Here is a 20,848-nt window from a genome sequence, read left to right on the forward strand (position 1 = left end):
CCGGACTCAGGACACGTCGTTGACCAGCCGGCCGATACCGGCGATCTCGATGACGATCTCGTCGCCACGTTGCAGGAAGCGTGGCGGCCGGAAGCCGACACCCGCCCCCTCCGGCGTACCGGTGGCGATGATGTCGCCGGGTTGCAGGGTGATGCCCGCGGAAATCGTCTCGATCAGGGTCGGGATATCGAAGATCAGATCGCGGGTATTGGCGTTCTGCCGCAGCTCGCCATTGACCCAGCTGCGGATGTCCAGGGCCGAGGCATCGAGTTCGTCGGCGGTCACCAGTACCGGCCCCATCGGGCAGAAGGTGTCGAAGGACTTGCCGAGAAACCACTGGCCGTGGCGTTGCTGCCAGTCACGCGCCGTCACATCATTGACGATGGTGTAGCCGAATACGTGGGACATCGCCTGCGCCCGCGCGATCCCCCGTCCGCCGCGCCCGATCACCACCGCGAGCTCCGCCTCGTAGTCGAGCGCGTCGCTGAGTCCTTCGGGATAGTGGATGCTGTCGCGATTGCCGATCACTGCACTGGGCAACTTGGAGAACACCACCGGATGCGGCGGGATGGCCGTGCAGGAGGCCGTGTCGAAGCCACTGTCGGCGAATTCCTGGGCGTGCTTGCGGTAGTTCTTGCCCACGCAGAACAGGTTGCGCGGTGGCCGCTGGATCGGTGCCAGCAGATCGACCTCCGCCCGCGCGAGCATCGGCCGCATCACGCTGGGCGTGGCCGATTCCAGCCCGTCGCGGATGAGCGTGAGCATGTCGGCTATGGGCGTGCCATCGATCTGGTCGAGGGGACGGATCCGTGTCGCATCGGCGTCGGTGATGCCGACGCCGGTCATTCCATGATGCAGATAGGTTACGAGTCGCATGACACTCTCGGACGACGGGACGGCGCGCACTCATCGATCGCCACGTCGGCGGGAAGTGAGCATTGCGTCACATTCTAACCGTGATATGCCCGTCCTGACCGGTGCGCCCCCGACGCCCCGGGCTTTGGCCACGATCAGCGCTTGGCTCGAAAGAAATTGCGCAACAGCTCGGACGACAGCTCCGCCAGCAATCCGCCCTGCACTTCGATCCGGTGGTTGTGGCGCGGATCGACCAGCGTGTCGAACACGCTGCCGGCGGCGCCGGTCTTCGGGTCGCTGGCAGCGTAGACCACCCGACCGATGCGGGCATGCACCAGCGCCATCGCGCACATCGAGCACGGCTCCAGCGTGACGTACAGCGTCGCGCCTGGCAGGCGGTAGTTCTGCTGTTTCTCGCCGGCCGCGCGCAACGCCATGATCTCGGCGTGCGCGGTGGGATCATGCAGGGTGATGTTGCGGTTCCAGCCCAGGCCGAGGATCTGTCCCTCGTGCACCAGCACGGCGCCGACCGGCACTTCGTTTTCCGCATCGCGGGCGTGCTCGGCCAGTTGCAGGGCCCGCCGCATGAAGCGCTCGTCTTCGTCGGTGAACGCCGGCGTGGCGGGCGTGGTGTCGTCGGTCATGCCTGGCGGGTCGCGGTCGGGAGGGGCGCCATTCTAGCGGCAGCGCTTTCGCACCTGCTGCGACGCCCATCGCTCATTGCGCGCCACCGAATCCGGATCGAAGAAAACCCAAATATCAATGCTTTACCAGGCATTCTTGAGAAATGCCAGACCGTGGTCCGGTAAAAACATCATTCCCACTCGATGGTTGCGGGCGGCTTGCCACTGATGTCATAGACGACACGAGAAACACCGCGCAACTCATTGATAATCCTGTTTGAGCAACGCCCGAGGAAATCGTACGGCAGGTGCGCCCAGTGCGCGGTCATGAAGTCGATGGTTTCCACCGCGCGCAGCGCGATCACCCACTCGTAGGCGCGGGCATCGCCGACCACGCCCACCGACTTCACCGGCAGGAACACCGCGAACGCCTGGCTGACGCGGTCGTACAGGTCGGCCTTGCGCAGCTCCTCGATGAAGATCGCGTCGGCCCGGGCCAGCAGCTCGGCGTACTCCGGCTTGACCTCGCCGAGGATGCGCACGCCCAGGCCAGGGCCCGGGAACGGGTGGCGGTAGACCATCTCGCGCGGCAGGCCGAGTTCGACGCCGATGCGGCGCACCTCGTCCTTGAACAGCTCGCGCAGCGGTTCGACCAGGCCGAGCTTCATGTCCTCGGGCAGGCCACCGACGTTGTGGTGGCTCTTGATCACGTGGGCCTTGCCGGTCTTGCTGCCGGCCGACTCGATCACGTCCGGGTAGATCGTGCCCTGCGCCAGCCACTTCACGTGGCCGTTGCCGGCGGCGGTGACCTTGGTCGATTCCTCGTCGAAGATCTCCACGAACAGCCGGCCGATGATCTTGCGCTTGGCTTCCGGATCGGCCACACCTTCCAGCGCCTTGAAGTAGCGCTCGGCGGCGTTCACCCGGATCACCTTCACGCCCATGTGCTCGGCCATCGTGGCCATCACCTGGTCGCCTTCCTGGAAGCGCAGCAGGCCGGTGTCGACGAACACGCAGGTGAGCTGGTCGCCGATCGCCCGGTGCAGCAGCGCGGCCACCACCGAGGAATCCACGCCGCCGGACAGGCCCAGCAGCACGTGGTCGTCGCCCACCTGCTCGCGCACGCGGGCGATCTGGTCCTCGATGATCTGGGCTGCGGTCCACAGGGTCTGGCAGCCGCAGATTTCGGTGACGAAGCGCCTGAGCAGTGCGGTGCCCTGCTTGGTATGAGTCACTTCCGGGTGGAACTGCACGCCGTACCAGCGCTTGTCCTCGTTCTCCATTACCGCGACCGGGATGCGGTCGGTGGTGCCAGTGATGACGAAACCCGGCGGCGCCTTGGCGACGTGGTCGCCGTGGCTCATCCACACGTCCAGCCGGTGGGCATCGGTGTGGTCGCTCAGGCCGGCGAACAGGCGGCTGGTCGCGGTGATGTCCACCTCGGCATGACCGAACTCGCGCGCGTCTGCCGCTTCGGTGGCGCCGCCCAGCTGGGCGGCCAGGGTCTGCATGCCGTAGCAGATGCCGAGGATCGGCAGGCCGGCATCGAACACCTCCTGCGGCGCCTTCGGCGCGCCTTCCAGCGTGGTCGACTCCGGACCGCCGGAGAGGATGATGCCCTTGGCGCCGAACTTCGCGATCTCGGCCGGATCGTGGTCCCAGGCCCAGATCTCGCAGTACACACCGATCTCGCGCACGCGGCGGGCGATCAGCTGGGTGTACTGCGCGCCGAAGTCGAGGATGAGGATCTTGTCGCTGTGGATGTCGGTCATGGCTGCTCTTGGCTCTCCCACCCCAGCTCAGCCTTCCGGCTCCCTCTCCCCCGGCCAAGCCGGGGGAGAGGGTTGGGGTGAGGGGGCGCTTTGGCTTTATGGATGGGCAAAGGCCAAGGCAAAAAACCTCCCCCTCACCCAACCCTCTCCCCCGGGCTGCGCCCGGGGGAGAGGGCTAGAAGATCATCACGAGTTCAGCCGGTAATTCGGCGCTTCCTTGGTGATCTGGATGTCGTGCGGATGGGCCTCGGTGACACCAGCGCTGGTCACCTTCACGAACTGCGCGTTGGCGCGCACGTCCTCGACGGTGGCGGCACCGAGGTAGCCCATGGAGGCGCGCAAGCCGCCAATCAGCTGGTGGATGATGTTGCGCAGCGGGCCGCGGTACGGCACGCGGCCCTCGATGCCTTCCGGCACCAGCTTGTCGGCGTCCGCCTCTTCCTGGAAGTAGCGGTCCTTGGAACCGAGGGCCATCGCGCCCAGCGAACCCATGCCGCGGTAGCTCTTGTACGAGCGGCCCTGGAACAGCTCGACCTCGCCCGGCGATTCCTCGGTGCCGGCGAACATCGAGCCGAGCATCACGCTGGACGCACCGGCGGCCAGCGCCTTGGGGATGTCGCCGGAGTAGCGGATGCCGCCATCGGCGATCAGCGGGATCTCGTCCTTCAGCGCGGTGGCGACCAGGTCGATCGCGGTGATCTGCGGTACGCCCACGCCGGCCACCACACGGGTGGTGCAGATCGAGCCCGGGCCCACGCCGACCTTCACGGCGTCCACGCCGGCATCGAGCAGCGCGCGCGCCGCTTCGCCGGTAACGATGTTGCCGGCGATCACCTGCACCTTCGGATAGTGCTTCTTGACCCAGGCGGCTCGTTCGATCACTCCCTGCGAATGGCCATGGGCGGTGTCAACCACCAGCACGTCGACGCCGGCATCGACCAGCATCGCCACGCGCTGCTCGGTGTCGCCGCCAACACCGACCGCCGCGCCGACCAGCAGCGCCTCGTTGCGGTCCTTGGCGGCGTTGGGGTTGTCACGCGCCTTCTGGATGTCCTTCACGGTGATCAGACCGCGCAGCTGGAAGTCGTCGTTGACCACCAGCACCTTCTCGATGCGGTGCTTGTGCAGCAGCTGCAGCACCTCGTCCTGGCTGGCACCCTCACGCACCGTCACCAGCTTGTCCTGGCGGGTCATGATGTTGCGCACCGGGTCGTCGTGCTTGCGCTCGAAACGCATGTCGCGGCTGGTGACGATGCCGACCAGCTTCTCGCCCTCCACCACCGGCACGCCGGAGATGTTGTGCGCGCGGGTCAGGCGCTGCACCTCGCCGATGGAGGTGTCGGGGCTGACGCTGAAGGGATTGCGGATGACGCCGGCCTCGAATTTCTTCACTAGGCGCACTTCGGCGGCCTGCTGCTCGGCGGTCATGTTCTTGTGGATGATGCCGATGCCGCCGCACTGGGCCATGGTGATGGCGAGGCGGGCTTCGGTGACCGTGTCCATGGCGGCGGACACGATGGGGATGTTCAGGCGCAGGTCGCGGGTGAGCCGGGTGGACGTGTCCACATCGCGCGGCAGGACGGCCGAGTGGGCCGGAACGAGATAGACGTCGTCGTAGGTCAGGGCCTCGGCGAGGATGCGCATGGAAAGGGTTCCCGGCAAAGAGGGAATTATACGCACCCGCCCTGCCCCTTGCCAGATGTTGCAGTGCGGTCGGATGCCGCCCCCAAGGGAGTGTGTTCAGCCGACGGAGCGGACCGTGTCGCGCGCCTCGGCGGCCTCGAGGGTGTTCTCCATCAGCGTGGCGACGGTCATCGGCCCGACCCCGCCCGGTACCGGGGTGATCCAGCTGGCGCGCTCGGCAGCCGGCGCGAACTCCACGTCGCCGACCAGCCGGCCGTCGTCGAGGCGGTTGATGCCCACGTCGACCACCACGGCGCCGGGCTTGATCCATTCACCCCTGACCAGACCCGGCTTGCCGACGGCGACGATGATGATGTCCGCCTGCCGCACGTGGCTTTCCAGGTCCTTGGTGAAGCGATGGCAGCAGGTGGTGGTGCAGCCGGCGATCAGCAGCTCCAGCGCCAGCGGCCTGCCGACATGGTTGGAGACACCGACCACCACGGCGTGCTGGCCGCGCACCGGCCGGTCGGTATGCCCGAGCAGGGTCATCACGCCCTTGGGCGTGCAGGGACGCAGCCCGAAGCGGCGCAGTGCCAGCCGGCCCACGTTGATCGCCTGGAAGCCATCCACGTCCTTGGACGGGTCGATACGGTCGACCAGCGCGTCCTCGTCGATGTGGGAAGGCAGCGGCGACTGCACCAGGATCCCGTGCACCTCGGGATCGGCGTTGAGCTTGTCGATCAGCGCAAACAGCTCGTCCTGGGTCACGCTCGACGGCAGGTCGAAGTCGAACGAACGGAAGCCGACCTGGTGGCAGGCCTTGCGCTTGTTGCGTACGTAGACCGACGAAGCCGCATCGTCGCCGACCAGCACCACGGCCAGGCCGGGCGCGCCCAGACCTTTGGCCTTGCGCTCCTCGACGCGGCGCCCGATGCGCTCGAGCAGTTCCTGGGCGATGCGTTTGCCGTCGAGAATGCGTGCGCTCATGCGGTAGGCCTGTCGGAAAAGGCGCTTATTATCGTTTGCCGCCACAGCCCCGCACAAACGGAATTCGCCATGCCCCTCCCTCACGACACGGAAATCGTCGATGGTCCCCTGCTGCTGCGCCCGTGGCGACCGGACGATGCGCGCGCACTGGAAGCGGCGGTGGTCGAGTCGATCGACAGCCTCGGTCGATGGCTGCCCTGGTGCCGTGCCGGCTACGACCTCGCCGCAGCACGGGACTGGGTCCGCCGCTGCGAGCAGGGCTGGGCGGACGGCGAGCATTTCGCGTTCGGCATCTTCGACCAGACCGGCCAACGGCTGCTCGGCAGCATTGGCCTGAACCAGCGCAACCACCTGCACCGCAGTGCGAACCTGGGGTACTGGGTGCGCCAGTCGGAACAACGACGCGGCGTGGCGACGAAAGCCGTGCGGCTGGCCGCGCGATTCGGCTTCACGCAGCTGGCACTCCAGCGCATCGAGATCGTCGTGCTGCCTGACAACCGGGCCAGCCGGCAGACCGCCGAACGCGCCGGTGCGCGGTTCGAGGCGATCGCCCGTCGCCGGATCTGGGATGGCGAACAGGCGAAGGACGGGGCGGTGTATGCGCTGGTCCCCGAGGATCTGGCGCAGACGTGAATCGCGCCGGCGCCACCGGGCCGGAGGATCCCGATCAGGCCCCTGCCCCTGCGACGCCGCCCGACCATCGACGACTCACCGGAACGCTACGGCAGATGGACGGAGAGGGGCTGCGCTGCGCGCCCGCGCGTCGCGCCATCACGGCGCGCCATCACGGCGCGCCACGATGGGCAGCCTGCGGCGGATGCGCGGCCTACTTGCGCCGCTTCATCTCGCGGATCATGCGCTGGCGCTTGCGCAGCTGGCCCTCGGTGAGGACGTTCTTCTTGCCGGCAAACGGGTTTTCGCCGTCGCGGAACTCGATGCGGATCGGCGTGCCCTCGATCTTGAAGCGCTTGCGGAAGAAGCCTTCCAGATAGCGGCGGTAGGCCGGAGCGATGTGCTTGGTGCGGCTGCCGTGGATGACGATGGTCGGCGGGTTGCTTCCGCCCGGATGGGCGAAGCGCAGCTTCGGCGCGTGGCCGCGCACTAGCGGCGGCTGGTAGCTCTCGTAGGCCTTTTCCAGCGCGCGGGTCAGCTCGGACGAGCCCAGCTCGCGGGTCGCGCCGGCATGTGCCCGCACGATGGCGCGCATCAGTTCGCGCAGGCCCGAGCCGTGCAGTGCGGAAATGAACACGGTCTTGGCCCAGTCCACGAATACCAGCCGGCGCTCCAGCGCCCGCTGGCACTGCTCGCGCTGGTAGGCATCCATGCCATCCCACTTGTTGACGGCGATGACCAGCGCGCGGCCCTCGTCGATGGCATGGCCGATCAGGGTCAGATCCTGGTCGGCGAGGTTCTCGCGCGCGTCGATCATCATCACCACCACCTGGGCGGCGGCCATCGACTGCAGCGTCTTGATCACGCTGAACTTCTCCACCGCCTCCTCGACGCGAGCCTTGCGGCGCACGCCGGCGGTGTCGATTAGGGTGTAGCGCTTGCCGTCGCGCTCCAGCGGCACGCGGATCGGATCGCGGGTGGTTCCGGCCACGTCGGAGACGATCAGCCGGTCCTCGCCGAGCAGCCGGTTGATCAGGGTCGACTTGCCGGCGTTGGGCCGGCCAACGATCGCCACGCGGATGCTGCCGTCCTCTTCCGGCGCGGTCTCCTCGCCGGCATCCTCGGGAAGCAGCGGACGGATAGCGCCGACCAGGTCCTCGGTGCCGCGGTTGTGCGCGGCCGAGGCCGGCAGCGTGGCGGCCAGGCCGAACACCGAGAACTCGGCCATCGCCGTGGCGAGGTCCAGCCCGTCGGTCTTGTTGACCACCACGATGATCGGCTTGCCGCTGCGGCGCAGTTCGCCGAGGATCACGTGGTCCTGGGCCAGCAGGCCGTCGCGCGCGTCTACCACGAACACCAGTACCTGCGCTTCCTCGATCGCCAGGCGCACCTGTCTGGCGGTGAGTACGTCCAGCGCTTCCTCGGTACCCGACAGGCCGCCGGTATCGACCACCACGAACGGCCGCTCGCCGAGGCGGCAGACGCCGTAATGACGATCGCGGGTCACCCCGGGCATGTCGGCCACCAGCGCGTCGCGGCTGCGGGTCAGGACATTGAAGAGGGTCGACTTGCCGACGTTCGGACGGCCGACCAGTGCAACGACGGGAAGCATGATAGGAAACCAGGAGTTGGGTGACGGCGCTCGTGGCCAGCCGCACCGGAAACGGTGCGACGCGGGAGCGTCGGCAGTGTAAGGCAAGAAGACCGGCAACACCGGCCCTCATCGCAAAAACGGGCGCCGCACCAAGGCGACGCCCGTCAGCAAGTTGTCCCCGGGCACCGAAGGCGCCCGGGTCGGCTCAGTTGGCGGACAGACGATAGGCGCCGATATGGCCCTTGATGTCTTCCACGTAGACCATGTCGCCCGCGACCACCGGCTGGGCGCGGATCGGCTTTTTCGAGAGGCGCTCGCGGGCCGCCAGCGCACCGTCGCCGGTCTGCAGCCAATGCACGTAGCCCTCGACATCACCGACCACCACGTAGCTGCCCTGCACCGCCGGGCTGCTCAGCCAGCGATACTTCAGCGCGTCGTTCTTCCACTGGTCGGCGCCACCGCTGCGGTCGAATGCCCACACCTGCGACTGGTCGTTCACCGCGAAAACCATGTTGCCTGACACCGCGGGCGAGCCGTAGCTGGAGAACTGGCGACTCCACAACGGCCGACCGCTGGGACCATCGATGGCCACGAGGTTGCCATGGTAGGCGGTACCGAACAGCGTGGTGCCGTCGAGCACCACGGCGCCGTCGGCATCGTCCAGGCGCTCGATGTCGGTACGACCCTCGCCGTTGGCCAGCGCCTGCTCCCAGAGCTTTTCGCCATTGTCCATGCGCAGCGCAACCAGCTTGCCATCGTCACTGCCGAAGAACACCACGCCGTTGGCGGCCAGCAGCGGACCATTGCCGCGCACGCTGAGCAGCGGCACGTTGCCCTGGTCATACACCCAGCGGCGGTCGCCGCTCGCGCGGTCCAGGCCGTAGACGCGGCCATCCTGGGTACGCACCAGCACCAGATCGCCGACGATGACCGGCGCGGTGATCACCTCCGAGTTCAGGTCGGCTTCCCAGCGCTGCGACCCGTCCTTGGAACTCAGCCCGTAGACATGGCCGTCCAGCGTGCCGACCGCCAGCAGATCGCCATCCACGGCCGGGCCACCGGCGTAAAAGGCGTCCTTGCGGTGCTTGTCGCCCCAGCCGAACCAGCCGTGGGTGCTCGACTTCTTCGACCACAGCTTCTTGCCGCTGGCGGCGTCGAAAGCCGCCAGCTCGCCGTCGGTGCTGGCGGCATAGAGCACGCCGTCAACCACCACGGGCCCCATCCTCACACCAGTCACACCGGCGCCCTCACCCACCCGCGCGCTCCACACCTTGGCCACCTTGACGGTGGGGGTGAAATCCTTCGCCAGCGGGGTCGGCGGCTCGATGTTGTCCTTCTTCTTGTTGTGGCAGCCGGACAGGGCCACCAGGGAAGACATCGCGATCAGCCAAACAAACTTCTTGAAAACCGGTTTCATGCACCCTGCTTCCCGGCCGCAGCCAGATCGTCAATTTTCAGCTGCAGGGCATCACGCAACGGCGAGTCCCCGCTCATGGCCGACAAGGCAGTCTGGTAGGACTTGCGCGCATCGTCGACCCGACCAAGCTTGACCAGCACATCACCCCGTAGTTCCGAAGCGATGCCGGCATACTGCTTGTCGGTGAGCTGGTCGAGCGTGGCCAGGGCCTCCTTGTCCTTGCCTTGGGCGAACTGGACCTGGGCCATGCGCAGGCGCATCAGGGACTTCAGGGCGGGCTCCTCGGCATGCCCGATCGCCCAGTCGAGCGAAGCGGCCGCCTTGTCGAACTGCTTCGTCTCCACCAGATGACGCGCCCGCTCGCTGGTGGCGAACACCGCATAGCTGGACTTGTCGTAATTCTTCTGCAGCTGCTCGGTGAGCTGGTCGGCGACGGCCTGGTTGCCCACGTTCTCGGCCGCCTGGACCTGCTGGTAGATCGCAGCCGCCGCCGCACGGCTGCTCGCCTGGTGGTTGCGCCACTGCTGCCACCCGAAGATGCCGACCAGACCGATCGCGATGCCTACCGCGATGGATACGCCATTCTCGCGCAGCCATTTCTGTACACGTTCGCTCTGCTCGTAGTCGTCGTATGCGTCGAATGCCATGCAATCACCGTTGAAAACGCCAGCGGCCGCCCGGACCAGGTCGGCAGCAGCTCGTCAGTTGAGACACCGGCGCGCCGTGGCGCGCGCGGGTAAAGGGCAAGAATAACCGAAACAGGTGCCGCCGCGCCCGGCAAGGCAGGCGCGGCCGGGTCGGCACGTGGCGCCTCAGGCGCCGGCGGGAACCGCCTTGCCGTCCTGAATCTGGATGCGGAAGTGGGCAACGTTCGCCCGCCGATAGGGATCGAGCGAAAGCGACTTGCCATCCACACTCACGGACGCCCCGCCCGCGTTGCCCAAGCGTATCTCCAGCGGGGTCGCGCTGTGATAGGTACGGCGCGTACCGGCAGGGAGCAGGCCGTACTCCAGCCGGGTGCCATCCTCCGATGTGATCTCGACCCAGCTCGCGTCGGTCAGGGCGAGCGTCAGGATATGCCCGCCCTGCCCCGCATCGACGAGGGCCGGGCTGACCGGTGCCACCGGCTTGACCGCATCGGCGGCCATGTTGGGAACCATCGATGCAAGCAGAGGCTGCTCGTCCTCGCTCTTCACCGCCGGTACGGCCGCCGACGCTGCAGAGGGCGTTTGCCCCGTCGTCGGGCTGCCAGACGCCTGGATCTCCTGCTGCGCCACGGGAGACGCGTCGAGCGGGGCGAGATGGGCGATGTCGCGACTGAGGGTGCCGCGGATACCCAGCCATACGACCGGAACCACGATCACTGCGGTGAGCACCACGTACGTTGCCGCCGTCGCGTAGCGCTCCAGAAGGTAGCGCGAGTGCGAGATACCTCCGGTAGCCACCAGCTCGGGCTCGCTGCGGCGGCGGATGCGCGATACCTCCGCCTGGATCAGCGAGTCCTCGATCCCGAGATAACGGCCGTACTTGGTGATGTAACTGCCCAGGTAGACCCGGTAGTCGATGCCATCGTGACGATCGTCCTCAAGCTGCCTCAGTACGCGCGTCGGCAACTTCAGTTGCTGGCCGCAGGACTCGACGTCCAATCCGCGCGACTGGCGAGCCGAGCGCAGGCGCTGGCCGAACGTGATCACGGAGGCCTCATTGGGAAGGGCATCCGGCCAGGCGCCGGCCTGACTGGAGTGCTCCGCTTCGGGTGAAGTCCGGTCTTGCATCGAGGGCGGGACAGAATTCATGGACGGGAGCTTTGATCGAGGCTGCGGGCCTGGTCCGAGTCCGGAAACTGGCTCAGCAAGCGCTGGCGATACGACTGGGCAGAGTCCTTGTTGCCCAAGCGGGATTCGATCTGCATGCCGAGCAGGTAAGCATCGGCTGTCGGGTGGCCGAGCGCATCGAAGCGCTGCAGGAAAGCACTCGCGTGGAAGGCATCACCGGTCTTGTAGAGGGCGCTCGCCAGTTGGAACAGCGCCTCTGCATTGTTCGGATTGCGCTGCAGCGCATCGCGGAAATCGTTCTCGGCCGCCGCTTCGCGCCCTGCCTTGATCTGGCAGATGCCGGCATTGGTCAGTGCAACGTCCGGCGTCTTGTAGAACGGGTCGGTGATTGCCTTGCGGAAATAGGTTTCCGCTTCCACCGGCTTGCCGATGCGGCACAAAAAGGCGCCGAGGTTGTTGTTCGGGCCGCCGCGGTTCGGTTCGAGCTCGACCGCGCGCCGATAGTGCTGCTCGGCGTGGGTCAGGTCGTTGATCTTTTCGTACACCACCGCGATCACGGTGTGCGCCGGCGCATAGTTCTCGTCGAACTGCAGCGCCAGGGTGAGCTTCTGCAACGCGGTCTGCAGGTCGCCCGTCTCCAGGTAGTGCTGCCCCAGGTCGGTGTGGATGCGGGCCGCATCCTCGGCCTGGTCGGACTTGCTGGTCGTAGGAAGGTGGTCCCCGGAACTGCCATCGCCGGAGTTGCCACCCACCGTGACACACCCGGACAACAGCGCACACAACAGCAACATGCTCCAACGATCAACCCGCATGGACAGCCCCCTGATCCAGACGTTTGAGAAATTCGGCCTGACGCCGCGTTCGATCCAGCACCTGCCCCTTCAACTGCCCGCACGCGGCATCGATGTCGTCGCCGCGGGTACGCCGCAGCATCGTGAGGATGCCGGCGTTGAGCAACTGCGTCTGGAAGGCCCGGATCGTATCGGCGTCCGAGCGTTCAAAACGTGTCCCAGGGAACGGATTGAACGGGATCAGATTGACTTTGCAGGTAGGAAGCTTGCGCATGAATCTGATCAGCTGGCGCGCGTGCTCCGGCTGGTCGTTCACCCCCTTCATGAGGGTGTACTCGAAGGTGATCGAGGTGCGCGGCTTGCGGGCGATCCAGCGCAGGCAGGCCTCGGTCAGCTCGGCGATCGGATAGCGCTTGTTCAGCGGCACCAGCTCGGTACGCAGCTCGTCGTTGGCCGCATGCAACGACACCGCCAGCGACACGTCGATGGCCTCGGACAGCTTGTCGATCATCGGCACCAGGCCGGCGGTGGACAGGGTCACGCGCTTGGAGGCCAGGCCGAAGCCCAGGTCATCGCGCATCAGGCTCATCGCCTTGACCACGTTGTCGAAGTTCAGCAGCGGCTCGCCCATGCCCATCATCACCACATTGGTGATGCGACGGTTCTGGTGGGTGATGTTGCCAAGGTACTTGGCCGCCACCCACATCTGGCCAATCACCTCGGCGGTGGACAGGTTGCGGTTGAAGCCCTGGGTGGCGGTCGAGCAGAACTGGCAGTTGAGGCCGCAGCCGACCTGCGAGGACACGCACAGCGTGCCGCGGGTCGGCTCGGGGATGTATACCGCCTCGATGGCGTTGCCGCCGTCCATGCCGAGCAGCCACTTGTGCGTGCCGTCGGCGGCCGCCTTGTCGAACAGGGTCTTCGGCGGACCGACGTAGCACGTGGCATCGAGCTTGGCGCGCAGCGCCTTGCCCACGTCGGTCATCTTGGCGAAGTCGCTCTCCAGGTGGTGGTAGATCCACTTCATCACCTGCTCGGCGCGATACGGCTTTTCGCCAATCTGCGTGAAGAAATCACGCAGGCCCTGGCGATCGAAATCGAGCAGGTTGACCTTTCCCGCGGCGTCGGCCGGGTCGGTCGGAATTTGCACCACCTGGTTCACGGCCATGCCTCAGCGCGGAAAGACTTCCGTCTCGGCGAAGAAATACGCGATCTCGACCTTGGCGGTCTCGGTGGCGTCCGAGCCGTGCACGGCATTGGCGTCGATGGAATCGGCAAAGTCCGCGCGGATCGTGCCCGGCTTGGCTTCCTTCGGGTTGGTCGCCCCCATCAGCTCGCGGTGCGCCAGCACGGCGTTCTCGCCCTGCAGCACACTGATCACGACCGGGCCGGAGATCATGAACTCGACCAGCGCATTGAAGAACGGACGCTCCTTGTGCACCGCATAGAAACCCTCGGCCTCCTTGCGCGAGAGGTGCTTCATCTTGGCGGCGACGATCTTCAGGCCGGCCTTCTCGAAGCGGGCGTAGATCTCGCCGATGACGTTCTTGGCGACGGCGTCGGGCTTGATGATGGAAAGGGTGCGCTCGAGCGCCATACAGATGTGCTCCGGAAAACGGGGATAGGAAAGTTTCGTATATAGGCCGGAAAAACCAGCGCAAAGATGCCAAAACCGTCAAGGAATGAGGATTTAGCACAAGAAAGTTTGACAGATTCTAGCTCAATCGCAAGCTGGGCCGCATGGAACGCAAACGTTCGTTTGACGATTGGCGAGCCCCGCGCGTATGCTCAAACGATCGTTTGATTCTGCCGTGGGCGGTGGCTGTCTGCCGTGAACAGTTCGACCTCGACCAAGGAACGCATCCTCACCGCCGCCGAGGCGCTGTTCGCACAGCGCGGCTTCGACGGTGCCTCGCTGCGCCAGCTGACATCGGCAGCCGGGGTCAATCTGGCGGCAGTGAATTACCACTTCGGCTCCAAGGAAAAGCTGGTCGAGCAGGTGTTCAAGCGCCGCCTGGACGCGCTGAACCAGCACCGCCTCGCCGAACTGGCCAAGGTTGCCGGCAAGCCCGCGACCCGGCTGGAAGACGTGCTGGCGGCCTATATCCGGCCCGCGCTGGAACTGTCGCACGAAGGCAACGGGTCGCTGTTCATGCGCGTGCTGGCGCGCGCGTTCGCCGAGCACGACGACACCCTGCGCCAGTTCCTGTCGGAGAACTACGGTCACGTGATGAAGCAGTTCACCGCCGAGTTCGCCCGGCTGCTGCCGCATCTGGATAGGGCCGAGCTGTACTGGCGCATCGACCTGGTGACCGGTGCGCTGACCCACGCCATGTCCGGCTTCGGCATGATCCAGCGCAAGGACAACGTCAGCGAGCAGCAGCATCGCGAACAGACCGCCGCGCACCTGATCCGCTTCGCCGCCGCGGGCCTGAGCCACCCCTGACCCCTCTTTCATCGGGCTGCCACGGTAGTCCGATCCATTTTGTGTCTGCCCCCAATCGATTGATCGTATGGAGAAGCCAATGACTGCTGCATCAACCTCACCTACCGCGCTGCGCATCCGCAAGGCCGCGGTGCTGGGCGCCGGTGTGATGGGCGCGCAGATCGCCGCCCACCTCACCAACGCCGGCGTCGAGACCGTGCTGTTCGACCTGCCCGCGAAGGAAGGCCCCAAGAGCGGCATTGCGCTCAAGGCGATCGAGAACCTGAAGAAGCTCTCGCCTGCCCCGCTCGCCGACAAGAACCTCGCTGGCGCGATCATTCCGGCCAACTACGACGAGCATCTGGATCAACTGAAGGACGTCGATCTGGTGATCGAGGCGATCGCCGAGCGGATGGACTGGAAGCTCGACCTGTACAAGAAGATCGCCCCGCACGTTTCCGCCACTGCCGTGCTGGCCTCCAACACTTCGGGCCTGTCGATCAACGGCCTGGCTGAGGCGCTGCCGGAAGAAATGCGCCACCGTTTCACCGGCGTGCATTTCTTCAACCCGCCGCGCTACATGCATCTGGTGGAAGTCATCCCCACCCGCCTCACCGACGCCGCCGTGGTCGAAGGGCTGGAAGCGTTCCTGACCACCACCGTGGGCAAGGGCGTGGTGATCGCCAAGGACACGCCGAACTTCATCGGCAACCGCATCGGCGTGTTCTCGATCCTCTCCACGATGTATCACACCGAGCAGTTCAAGCTCGGCTTCGACACGGTGGACGCACTGACCGGCCCGGCACTGGGTCGCCCGAAGAGCGCCACCTACCGCACCGCCGACGTGGTCGGCCTGGACACCATGGCGCACGTCATCAAGACCATGGCCGACACCCTGCCGGATGACCCCTGGCATCAGTACTTCCAGGCGCCGGTTTGGCTCAAGGGCCTGATCGACAAGGGCGCGCTCGGGCAGAAGACCGGCGCCGGCTTCTACCGCAAGGCCGGCAAGGACATCGTGGTGCTGGACGTGGCCAAGCAGGACTACCGCCCGTCCGAACAGAAGGCTTCCGACGAGGTCGCCGCGATCCTCGCAATCAAGGATCCGGCGGAGAAGTTCGGCAAGCTGCGCGCGTCGTCCGACAGCCAAGCGCAGTTCCTGTGGGCGATCTTCCGCGACCTGTTCCACTACACCGCCTACCATCTGGCCGACATCGCCGACACCGCGCGTGACGTCGACTTCGCGATCCGCTGGGGCTACGGCTGGAAGCTCGGCCCGTTCGAGACCTGGCAGGCGGCCGGCTGGCAGCAGGTGGCCGGCTGGATCGCCGAGGACATCGCCGCTGGCAAGGCGATGAGCAGCGCGCCCCTGCCCGGCTGGGTCACTGACGGCCGCACCGGCGTGCACGGCAAGGAAGGCTCCTGGTCGGCCAGTGCCGGCAGCTACAAGCCGCGCTCGTCGCACCCGGTCTACGCCCGCCAGCTATTCCCCGATCCGATCCTCGGCGAGAAGTTCGACCAGGGCACCACGGTGTGGGAAAACGAGGGCGTGCGCCTGTGGACGCTGGGCGACGATGGCGTCGGCATCCTCTCGTTCAAGACCAAGATGAACACGGTCAACGATTTCGTGCTCGACGGCGTGCAGCACGCGATCAAGCTGGCCGAGGAAAAGCTCAAGGCCGTGGTGATCTGGCAGACCGGCGAGCCGTTCTCCGCTGGCGCCGATCTCAAGGGCGCACTGGGCCTGTTGCAGGCGGGCAAGTTCGACGACTTCGAGAAGATGGTCGCCAACTTCCAGGCCACCAGCATGGCGATCAAGTATTCGCTGGTGCCGGTGGTGTCTGCCGTGCGCGGCATGGCCTTCGGCGGTGGCTGCGAGTTCCAGATGCACTCGGCCCGTACGGTCGCGGCGCTGGAGAGCTACATCGGCCTGGTCGAGGCGGGCGTGGGCCTGCTGCCGGCCGGCGGCGGCCTGCATGAGCTGGCGGTGCGCGCGGCCAAGGCCAATCCGGCCGATCCGTTCGAGGAGCTGAAGAAGGTGTTCGAGACCGTGGCGATGGCCAAGGTCTCCTCCAGCGCGCTGGAAGCGAAGGCGATGGGCCTGCTGCGCCAGGACGACGTGGTGGTGTTCAACAGCTACGAGCTGCTCTACATCGCCAAGAAGGTGGCCGCCGCGATGGCCGAGAGCGGCTACCGCCCGCCGCTGCCGGCCCGCGCCGTGCCGGTGGCCGGCGACGTCGGCACCGCCACCTTCAAGGCCTCGCTGGCCAACCTGCAGGAAGGCTACTTCGCCTCCCCGCATGACATCGAGATCGCCAGCCGCATCGCCGACTGCCTGTGCGGCGGCGCGATCGAGCGCGGCTCGCAGGTGGACGAGGCCTGGCTGCTGGCGCTGGAGCGCAAGCACTTCGTGGCACTGGCCAAGACAGAGAAAACCCAGGCCCGCATCGCCCACACCATGACCACCGGCAAGCCGCTGCGTAACTGATAGGCGTTGCGACCGACCCACTCCATCACCGGAAACCCCGAGGCCGCCGAACGTCATCCCCGCGCAAGCGGGGATCCATCTTGATCTGACGCCAGAAACACGATGGATTCCCGCTTGCGCGGGAATGACGAACAAAAAAAGCCCGGCTTCGAGGTCACTCAAAGGAAACAGACCATGACCAAGCAAGTGCAAGACGCCTACATCGTCGCCGCCACCCGCACGCCGGTCGGCAAGGCGCCGCGCGGCGTGTTCCGCAACACCCGACCGGACGACATGCTCGCCCACGTGATCCGCGCCGTGATGGCGCAGGCGCCGGGCATCGATCCGCACCGCATCGAGGACGTCATCGTCGGCTGCGCCATGCCCGAGGCCGAGCAGGGCATGAACGTGGCGCGCATCGGCGCCCTGCTCGCCGGCCTGCCGTACACCGTACCCGGCGTGACCATCAACCGCTTCTGCTCGTCCGGCGTGCAGGCCATCGCAATGGCCGCCGACCGCATCCAGCTCGGCGTGGCCGACCTGATGATCGCGGCCGGCACCGAGAGCATGAGCATGGTGCCGATGATGGGCCACAAGGTGGCGATGAACCCGGCCATCTTCGCCAACGACGAGGATCGCGCCATCGCCTACGGCATGGGCATCACCGCCGAGAAGGTAGCCGAGCAGTGGAAGGTCACCCGCGAGCAGCAGGACGCCTTCGCCGTGGAAAGCCATCGCCGCGCGCTGGCCGCGATCGCCGCGGGCGAGTTCAAGGACGAGATCACCCCGTTCCAGCTCGACGACCACTACCCCAACCTGGCCACCGGCGGCATCGTCACCGACAGCCGCCTGATCGACACCGACGAGGGCCCGCGCGCGGGCACCACGATGGAGGTGCTGGCCAAGCTGCGCACCGTGTTCCGCAATGACCGCTTCGGCGGCTCGGTGACCGCCGGCAACTCCTCGCAGATGTCCGATGGCGCCGGCGCCCTGCTGCTGGCCAGCGAGAAGGCGATCAAGGAGTTCAACCTGACCCCGATCGGTCGCTTCGTCGGCTACTCGGTGGCCGGCGTGAAGCCGGAGATCATGGGCATCGGCCCGAAGGAAGCCATCCCGAAGGCGCTCAAGCAGACCGGCATCAAGCAGGACCAGCTGGACTGGATCGAGCTCAACGAGGCGTTCGCCGCGCAGGCGCTGGCGGTGATCGGCGACCTTGGCCTGGATCCGGCCAAGGTCAACCCGCTGGGCGGCGCCATCGCGCTGGGCCACCCGCTCGGCGCCACCGGCGCGGTGCGCGCCGCCACCCTGCTGCACGGCATGCGCCGCCGCAAGCAGAAGTACGGCATGGTGACCATGTGCATCGGCACCGGCATGGGCGCGGCGGGAGTGTTCGAATCGCTCTGATCCGCTAGCAGGTCGAACCCGAAAGCGCCGCAGCAATGCGGCGCTTTTTCGTCTCCAGGCCCAGCTTCAGCCAGCCTCGCCCCGATCGAAATGCCATAGGCCAAAGCCGGCCATCATCAGCCCTCCGATCAGCCCCACGATGACCACCTGCAACAGGTGGTTTGATTGGCGTGCGAGTACCTGCACCGGCATCGACCACGGGAACCAGGGGCCGAACCGTGCCGACTGCCCGATCAGGAACCCGGCCACTGTGCCGGCCACGCCGATGAACACCGACGTGGTGAAGCTCTGCCAGCGCATGGCGACCCAGGCCTGCAGCGCGATCATCAGGCCAGCGGCAGCCACGCACGCGCTTGCATGGACGGCCAGCCAGCGCCACGGCGCCGGACCGGCGATGCCGAACGCCGGCTGCGCATGCATGATCACCCAGCCGGCCAGCGGCGTGGCCAGGGCGAGCAAGGCGGTGGCCGTCAGGACCATCGCTGCCAGCACGCAGAGCTTGGCCGCATAGTGGCTCCACCGCGGCAGCGGCAGGGCCAGCAGATGCTTCCATGTCTGCGGGCCATGCTCCATGTTCGCCAGCAGGGCGGCTTGAAGGGTCACGAACAGTGGCAGCATCAGGAACACCCACAGCACGAACAGCCCGTTCGCATAGCGCATCCAGGCCTCCTGCCCGCTCAGGGACGAGGGGCCGTGCAGCTGGCTCAGGCTGATCTGAAGCACGCTCAGCAGCACCACCAGCATCGGCGCCAGCACCACCATCCAGGCCGCCAGGGTATGCCGCAACTTGACCCGCTCGGCGGCCAGCGCCCGCCCCAATGCCCTCATGCGGCATCCCTCCCGGTCATCTCGAAGAACAGCGTCTCCAGCGAGCGCGGGCTTCGCGCCAGCGCGTGCACCTCGTGCCCCCGGGTCACCAGCCATCGGTTGATCTCGTGGTCCGGTCGCTGCGGCATCGGCACGCGCACCGTGGTGGGGTCGACCTGCTGGGCGGCCTCGCCCAGTTCCGCAAGGGCGGCGCACACTGCCTCGCCATCGGTGCAGCGGATCACCAGAGGATCCCCATAGCGCTTTCGCAACTCGGCCGGGGTGCCCTGGAAGCGCAGCCGCCCCTGGTGCAGCACCCCGACGTGCGAGGCCATCTGCTCCACTTCGGCGAGCAGGTGGCTGGACACGAACACCGTGATGCCCAGCTCGCCCGCCATGCGCTGCAGCAGGGTGCGCAACTCGACGATGCCTGCCGGATCCAGGCCGTTGCTCGGCTCGTCCAGCACCAGCAGCCGCGGCTCGCCGAGCAGCGCCAGCGCAATGCCGAGACGCTGGCGCATGCCCAGCGAATACACGCGCACGCGGCGATGCGCGTCGCGCTCGAGGCCGACGATGCGCAGTACGGCGTCGATGCGCTCCGGCGCAAGACCGAGCAGGCGCCGGGTGACTTCCAGGTTTTCGTAACCGGACAGGTGCGGATACAGCGAGGGCGACTCCACCATCGAGCCGACCTGCCGCAGGGGAGTACGCGACTGCCGCGTCAGCGGCTGGCCGAACAGGCGGATCTCGCCGCCATCGGCGCGCAGCAGACCGAGCAGCAGGCGGATGGTGGTGGTCTTGCCGGCCCCGTTCGGACCGAGAAAGCCGTATACGCTACCAGCAGGTACCGCCAGGTCGAGCGCCTCCACGCCGTGCCCGGTGGTGAAGCGGCGCGTCAACGTCCGGGTTTCGATGGCCAACATGGCGCGGATGCTCCTCGGATCATTCATGGCCCATCAGGCCAGAACCCGCGTCGCCCGGCCATAGGCCTGAGCTCACAGTGACTTGTGACCGGTGCTACCCCGGCTCAGCCTTCACCGACCTCGAAGCGGTACCCGGCGCCATACACCGAATGGATGAAGGCTTGCCCGGGTGCGATGTCCTCCAGCTTGCGACGAAGGTTGCGCACGTGGCTGTCGACCACGCGATCGGTGACGTCGCGCAGGTCGTCGTGCATCAGGTCCAGCAACTGGTCGCGCGAATAGATCCGGCCGGGCTGCGACAGCATGGCCTGCAGCAGGCGGTACTCGGTGGTGGTCAGCGGCAAGGGGCGTCCCTGGTAGCGGATGCGCTGCGCGGACTCGTCCAGGGTGAACGGGTTGGCCGGCGCGCCCGGTCGGCCGCGGCGGAGTACCGCCTGCACCCGGGCCACCACTTCGCGCGGGCTGAACGGCTTGCAGATGTAGTCGTCGGCGCCAAGCTCCAGCCCGAGCAGGCGATCGATCTCCTCGACGCGTGCGGTGAGCATGATCACCGGCAACGCGCTGTCGCGGCGCAGTTCGCGCAGGATCGCCAGCCCGTCCTGGCCCGGCAGCATGATGTCCAGCAGCAGCAGCGCCGGCCGCTCGGCAGCCACCGCGGCTAGCACGCGATTCCCCTCGCCCACCACCGATGCCTCGTGTCCGGACTGGGCGAGGTAGTCAGCCAGCAGCCGGGCGATCTTCGGCTCGTCCTCGGCGATCAGGATGCGGGCCAT

General features: G+C 66.8%; 19 protein-coding genes. 4 read left to right on the forward strand and 15 right to left on the reverse strand.

Going from position 1 to position 20,848, the window contains the following annotated elements:
• Positions 1-6: 6 nt before the first annotated feature.
• The 5 genes from NC595_RS14860 to folD all read right to left on the reverse strand — a co-directional run bounded on the left by NC595_RS14860 (position 7) and on the right by folD (position 5,860).
• A complete protein-coding gene (locus tag NC595_RS14860) occupies positions 7-876 on the reverse strand; it encodes a fumarylacetoacetate hydrolase family protein (RefSeq protein ID WP_253567742.1) in 870 nt (289 codons plus the stop codon).
• A 134-nt stretch (positions 877-1,010) separates the two neighbouring features.
• A complete protein-coding gene (gene tadA, locus NC595_RS14865; RefSeq protein WP_253567743.1) occupies positions 1,011-1,499 on the reverse strand; it encodes a tRNA adenosine(34) deaminase TadA in 489 nt (162 codons plus the stop codon).
• Positions 1,500-1,669: 170 nt separating this feature from the next.
• Positions 1,670-3,250, reverse strand: coding sequence for a glutamine-hydrolyzing GMP synthase (gene guaA, locus NC595_RS14870; protein WP_253567745.1), 1,581 nt, complete (start codon positions 3,248-3,250; stop codon positions 1,670-1,672).
• Positions 3,251-3,436: 186 nt separating this feature from the next.
• A complete protein-coding gene (gene guaB / locus NC595_RS14875) occupies positions 3,437-4,894 on the reverse strand; it encodes an IMP dehydrogenase (protein ID WP_253567747.1) in 1,458 nt (485 codons plus the stop codon).
• Positions 4,895-4,990: 96 nt separating this feature from the next.
• Positions 4,991-5,860, reverse strand: a complete 870-nt coding sequence (folD, locus tag NC595_RS14880) for a bifunctional methylenetetrahydrofolate dehydrogenase/methenyltetrahydrofolate cyclohydrolase FolD (protein WP_253567749.1) — start codon at positions 5,858-5,860, stop codon at positions 4,991-4,993.
• Positions 5,861-5,929: 69 nt separating this feature from the next.
• On the opposite strand from folD, the gene NC595_RS14885 reads away from it, so the two are divergent.
• Positions 5,930-6,493: a GNAT family N-acetyltransferase gene (locus NC595_RS14885; protein WP_253567751.1), complete on the forward strand. Its 564-nt coding sequence runs from the start codon at positions 5,930-5,932 to the stop codon at positions 6,491-6,493.
• A 193-nt stretch (positions 6,494-6,686) separates the two neighbouring features.
• On the opposite strand, the gene der is transcribed toward NC595_RS14885, so the two are convergent.
• The 7 genes from der to ndk form a co-directional block, all read right to left on the reverse strand.
• A complete protein-coding gene (der, locus tag NC595_RS14890; protein WP_253567753.1) occupies positions 6,687-8,084 on the reverse strand; it encodes a ribosome biogenesis GTPase Der in 1,398 nt (465 codons plus the stop codon).
• Positions 8,085-8,271: 187 nt separating this feature from the next.
• Complete coding sequence (gene bamB / locus NC595_RS14895) at positions 8,272-9,483, reverse strand: outer membrane protein assembly factor BamB (RefSeq protein WP_253567755.1); 1,212 nt, start codon at positions 9,481-9,483, stop codon at positions 8,272-8,274.
• Positions 9,480-10,130 (reverse strand): YfgM family protein, encoded by a 651-nt coding sequence (locus NC595_RS14900; RefSeq protein WP_253567757.1) that lies wholly within the window; start codon positions 10,128-10,130, stop codon positions 9,480-9,482. The genes bamB and NC595_RS14900 overlap by 4 nt, the downstream gene beginning before the upstream one ends.
• Before the next feature lie 165 nt (positions 10,131-10,295).
• Positions 10,296-11,177: a helix-turn-helix domain-containing protein gene (locus NC595_RS14905; RefSeq protein WP_253567759.1), complete on the reverse strand. Its 882-nt coding sequence runs from the start codon at positions 11,175-11,177 to the stop codon at positions 10,296-10,298.
• Positions 11,178-11,275: 98 nt separating this feature from the next.
• On the reverse strand, positions 11,276-12,070 hold the full coding sequence (gene pilW, locus NC595_RS14910) for a type IV pilus biogenesis/stability protein PilW (protein ID WP_253567761.1): 795 nt from the start codon (positions 12,068-12,070) through the stop codon (positions 11,276-11,278).
• On the reverse strand, positions 12,060-13,217 hold the full coding sequence (gene rlmN, locus NC595_RS14915) for a dual-specificity RNA methyltransferase RlmN (RefSeq protein ID WP_253567763.1): 1,158 nt from the start codon (positions 13,215-13,217) through the stop codon (positions 12,060-12,062). The genes pilW and rlmN overlap by 11 nt, the downstream gene beginning before the upstream one ends.
• A gap of 3 nt (positions 13,218-13,220) precedes the next feature.
• Positions 13,221-13,646, reverse strand: coding sequence for a nucleoside-diphosphate kinase (ndk, locus tag NC595_RS14920; RefSeq protein WP_253567765.1), 426 nt, complete (start codon positions 13,644-13,646; stop codon positions 13,221-13,223).
• Between the two features lie 234 nt (positions 13,647-13,880).
• Here ndk and NC595_RS14925 point away from each other — a divergent pair, with 234 nt between their 5' ends.
• From NC595_RS14925 to NC595_RS14935, 3 genes are all read left to right on the forward strand, one after another.
• Positions 13,881-14,495: a TetR/AcrR family transcriptional regulator gene (locus NC595_RS14925; RefSeq protein ID WP_253567766.1), complete on the forward strand. Its 615-nt coding sequence runs from the start codon at positions 13,881-13,883 to the stop codon at positions 14,493-14,495.
• A gap of 79 nt (positions 14,496-14,574) precedes the next feature.
• Entirely contained in the window at positions 14,575-16,962 is a 2,388-nt protein-coding gene (locus NC595_RS14930) for a 3-hydroxyacyl-CoA dehydrogenase/enoyl-CoA hydratase family protein (protein WP_253567767.1), read from the forward strand.
• 174 nt (positions 16,963-17,136) lie between these two features.
• Positions 17,137-18,345 (forward strand): acetyl-CoA C-acyltransferase, encoded by a 1,209-nt coding sequence (locus NC595_RS14935; RefSeq protein ID WP_253567769.1) that lies wholly within the window; start codon positions 17,137-17,139, stop codon positions 18,343-18,345.
• A gap of 66 nt (positions 18,346-18,411) precedes the next feature.
• On the opposite strand, the gene NC595_RS14940 is transcribed toward NC595_RS14935, so the two are convergent.
• The 3 genes from NC595_RS14940 to NC595_RS14950 all read right to left on the reverse strand — a co-directional run bounded on the left by NC595_RS14940 (position 18,412) and on the right by NC595_RS14950 (position 20,848).
• On the reverse strand, positions 18,412-19,173 hold the full coding sequence (locus tag NC595_RS14940) for an ABC transporter permease (protein WP_253567771.1): 762 nt from the start codon (positions 19,171-19,173) through the stop codon (positions 18,412-18,414).
• Positions 19,170-20,075, reverse strand: coding sequence for an ABC transporter ATP-binding protein (locus tag NC595_RS14945; protein WP_253567773.1), 906 nt, complete (start codon positions 20,073-20,075; stop codon positions 19,170-19,172). Before NC595_RS14945 ends, NC595_RS14940 begins: the two co-directional genes overlap by 4 nt.
• Positions 20,076-20,179: 104 nt before the next feature.
• Complete coding sequence (locus NC595_RS14950) at positions 20,180-20,848, reverse strand: response regulator (RefSeq protein ID WP_253567774.1); 669 nt, start codon at positions 20,846-20,848, stop codon at positions 20,180-20,182.

The organism is Dyella lutea (genome assembly GCF_024158035.1).
GTDB lineage: Bacteria > Pseudomonadota > Gammaproteobacteria > Xanthomonadales > Rhodanobacteraceae > Dyella_A > Dyella_A lutea.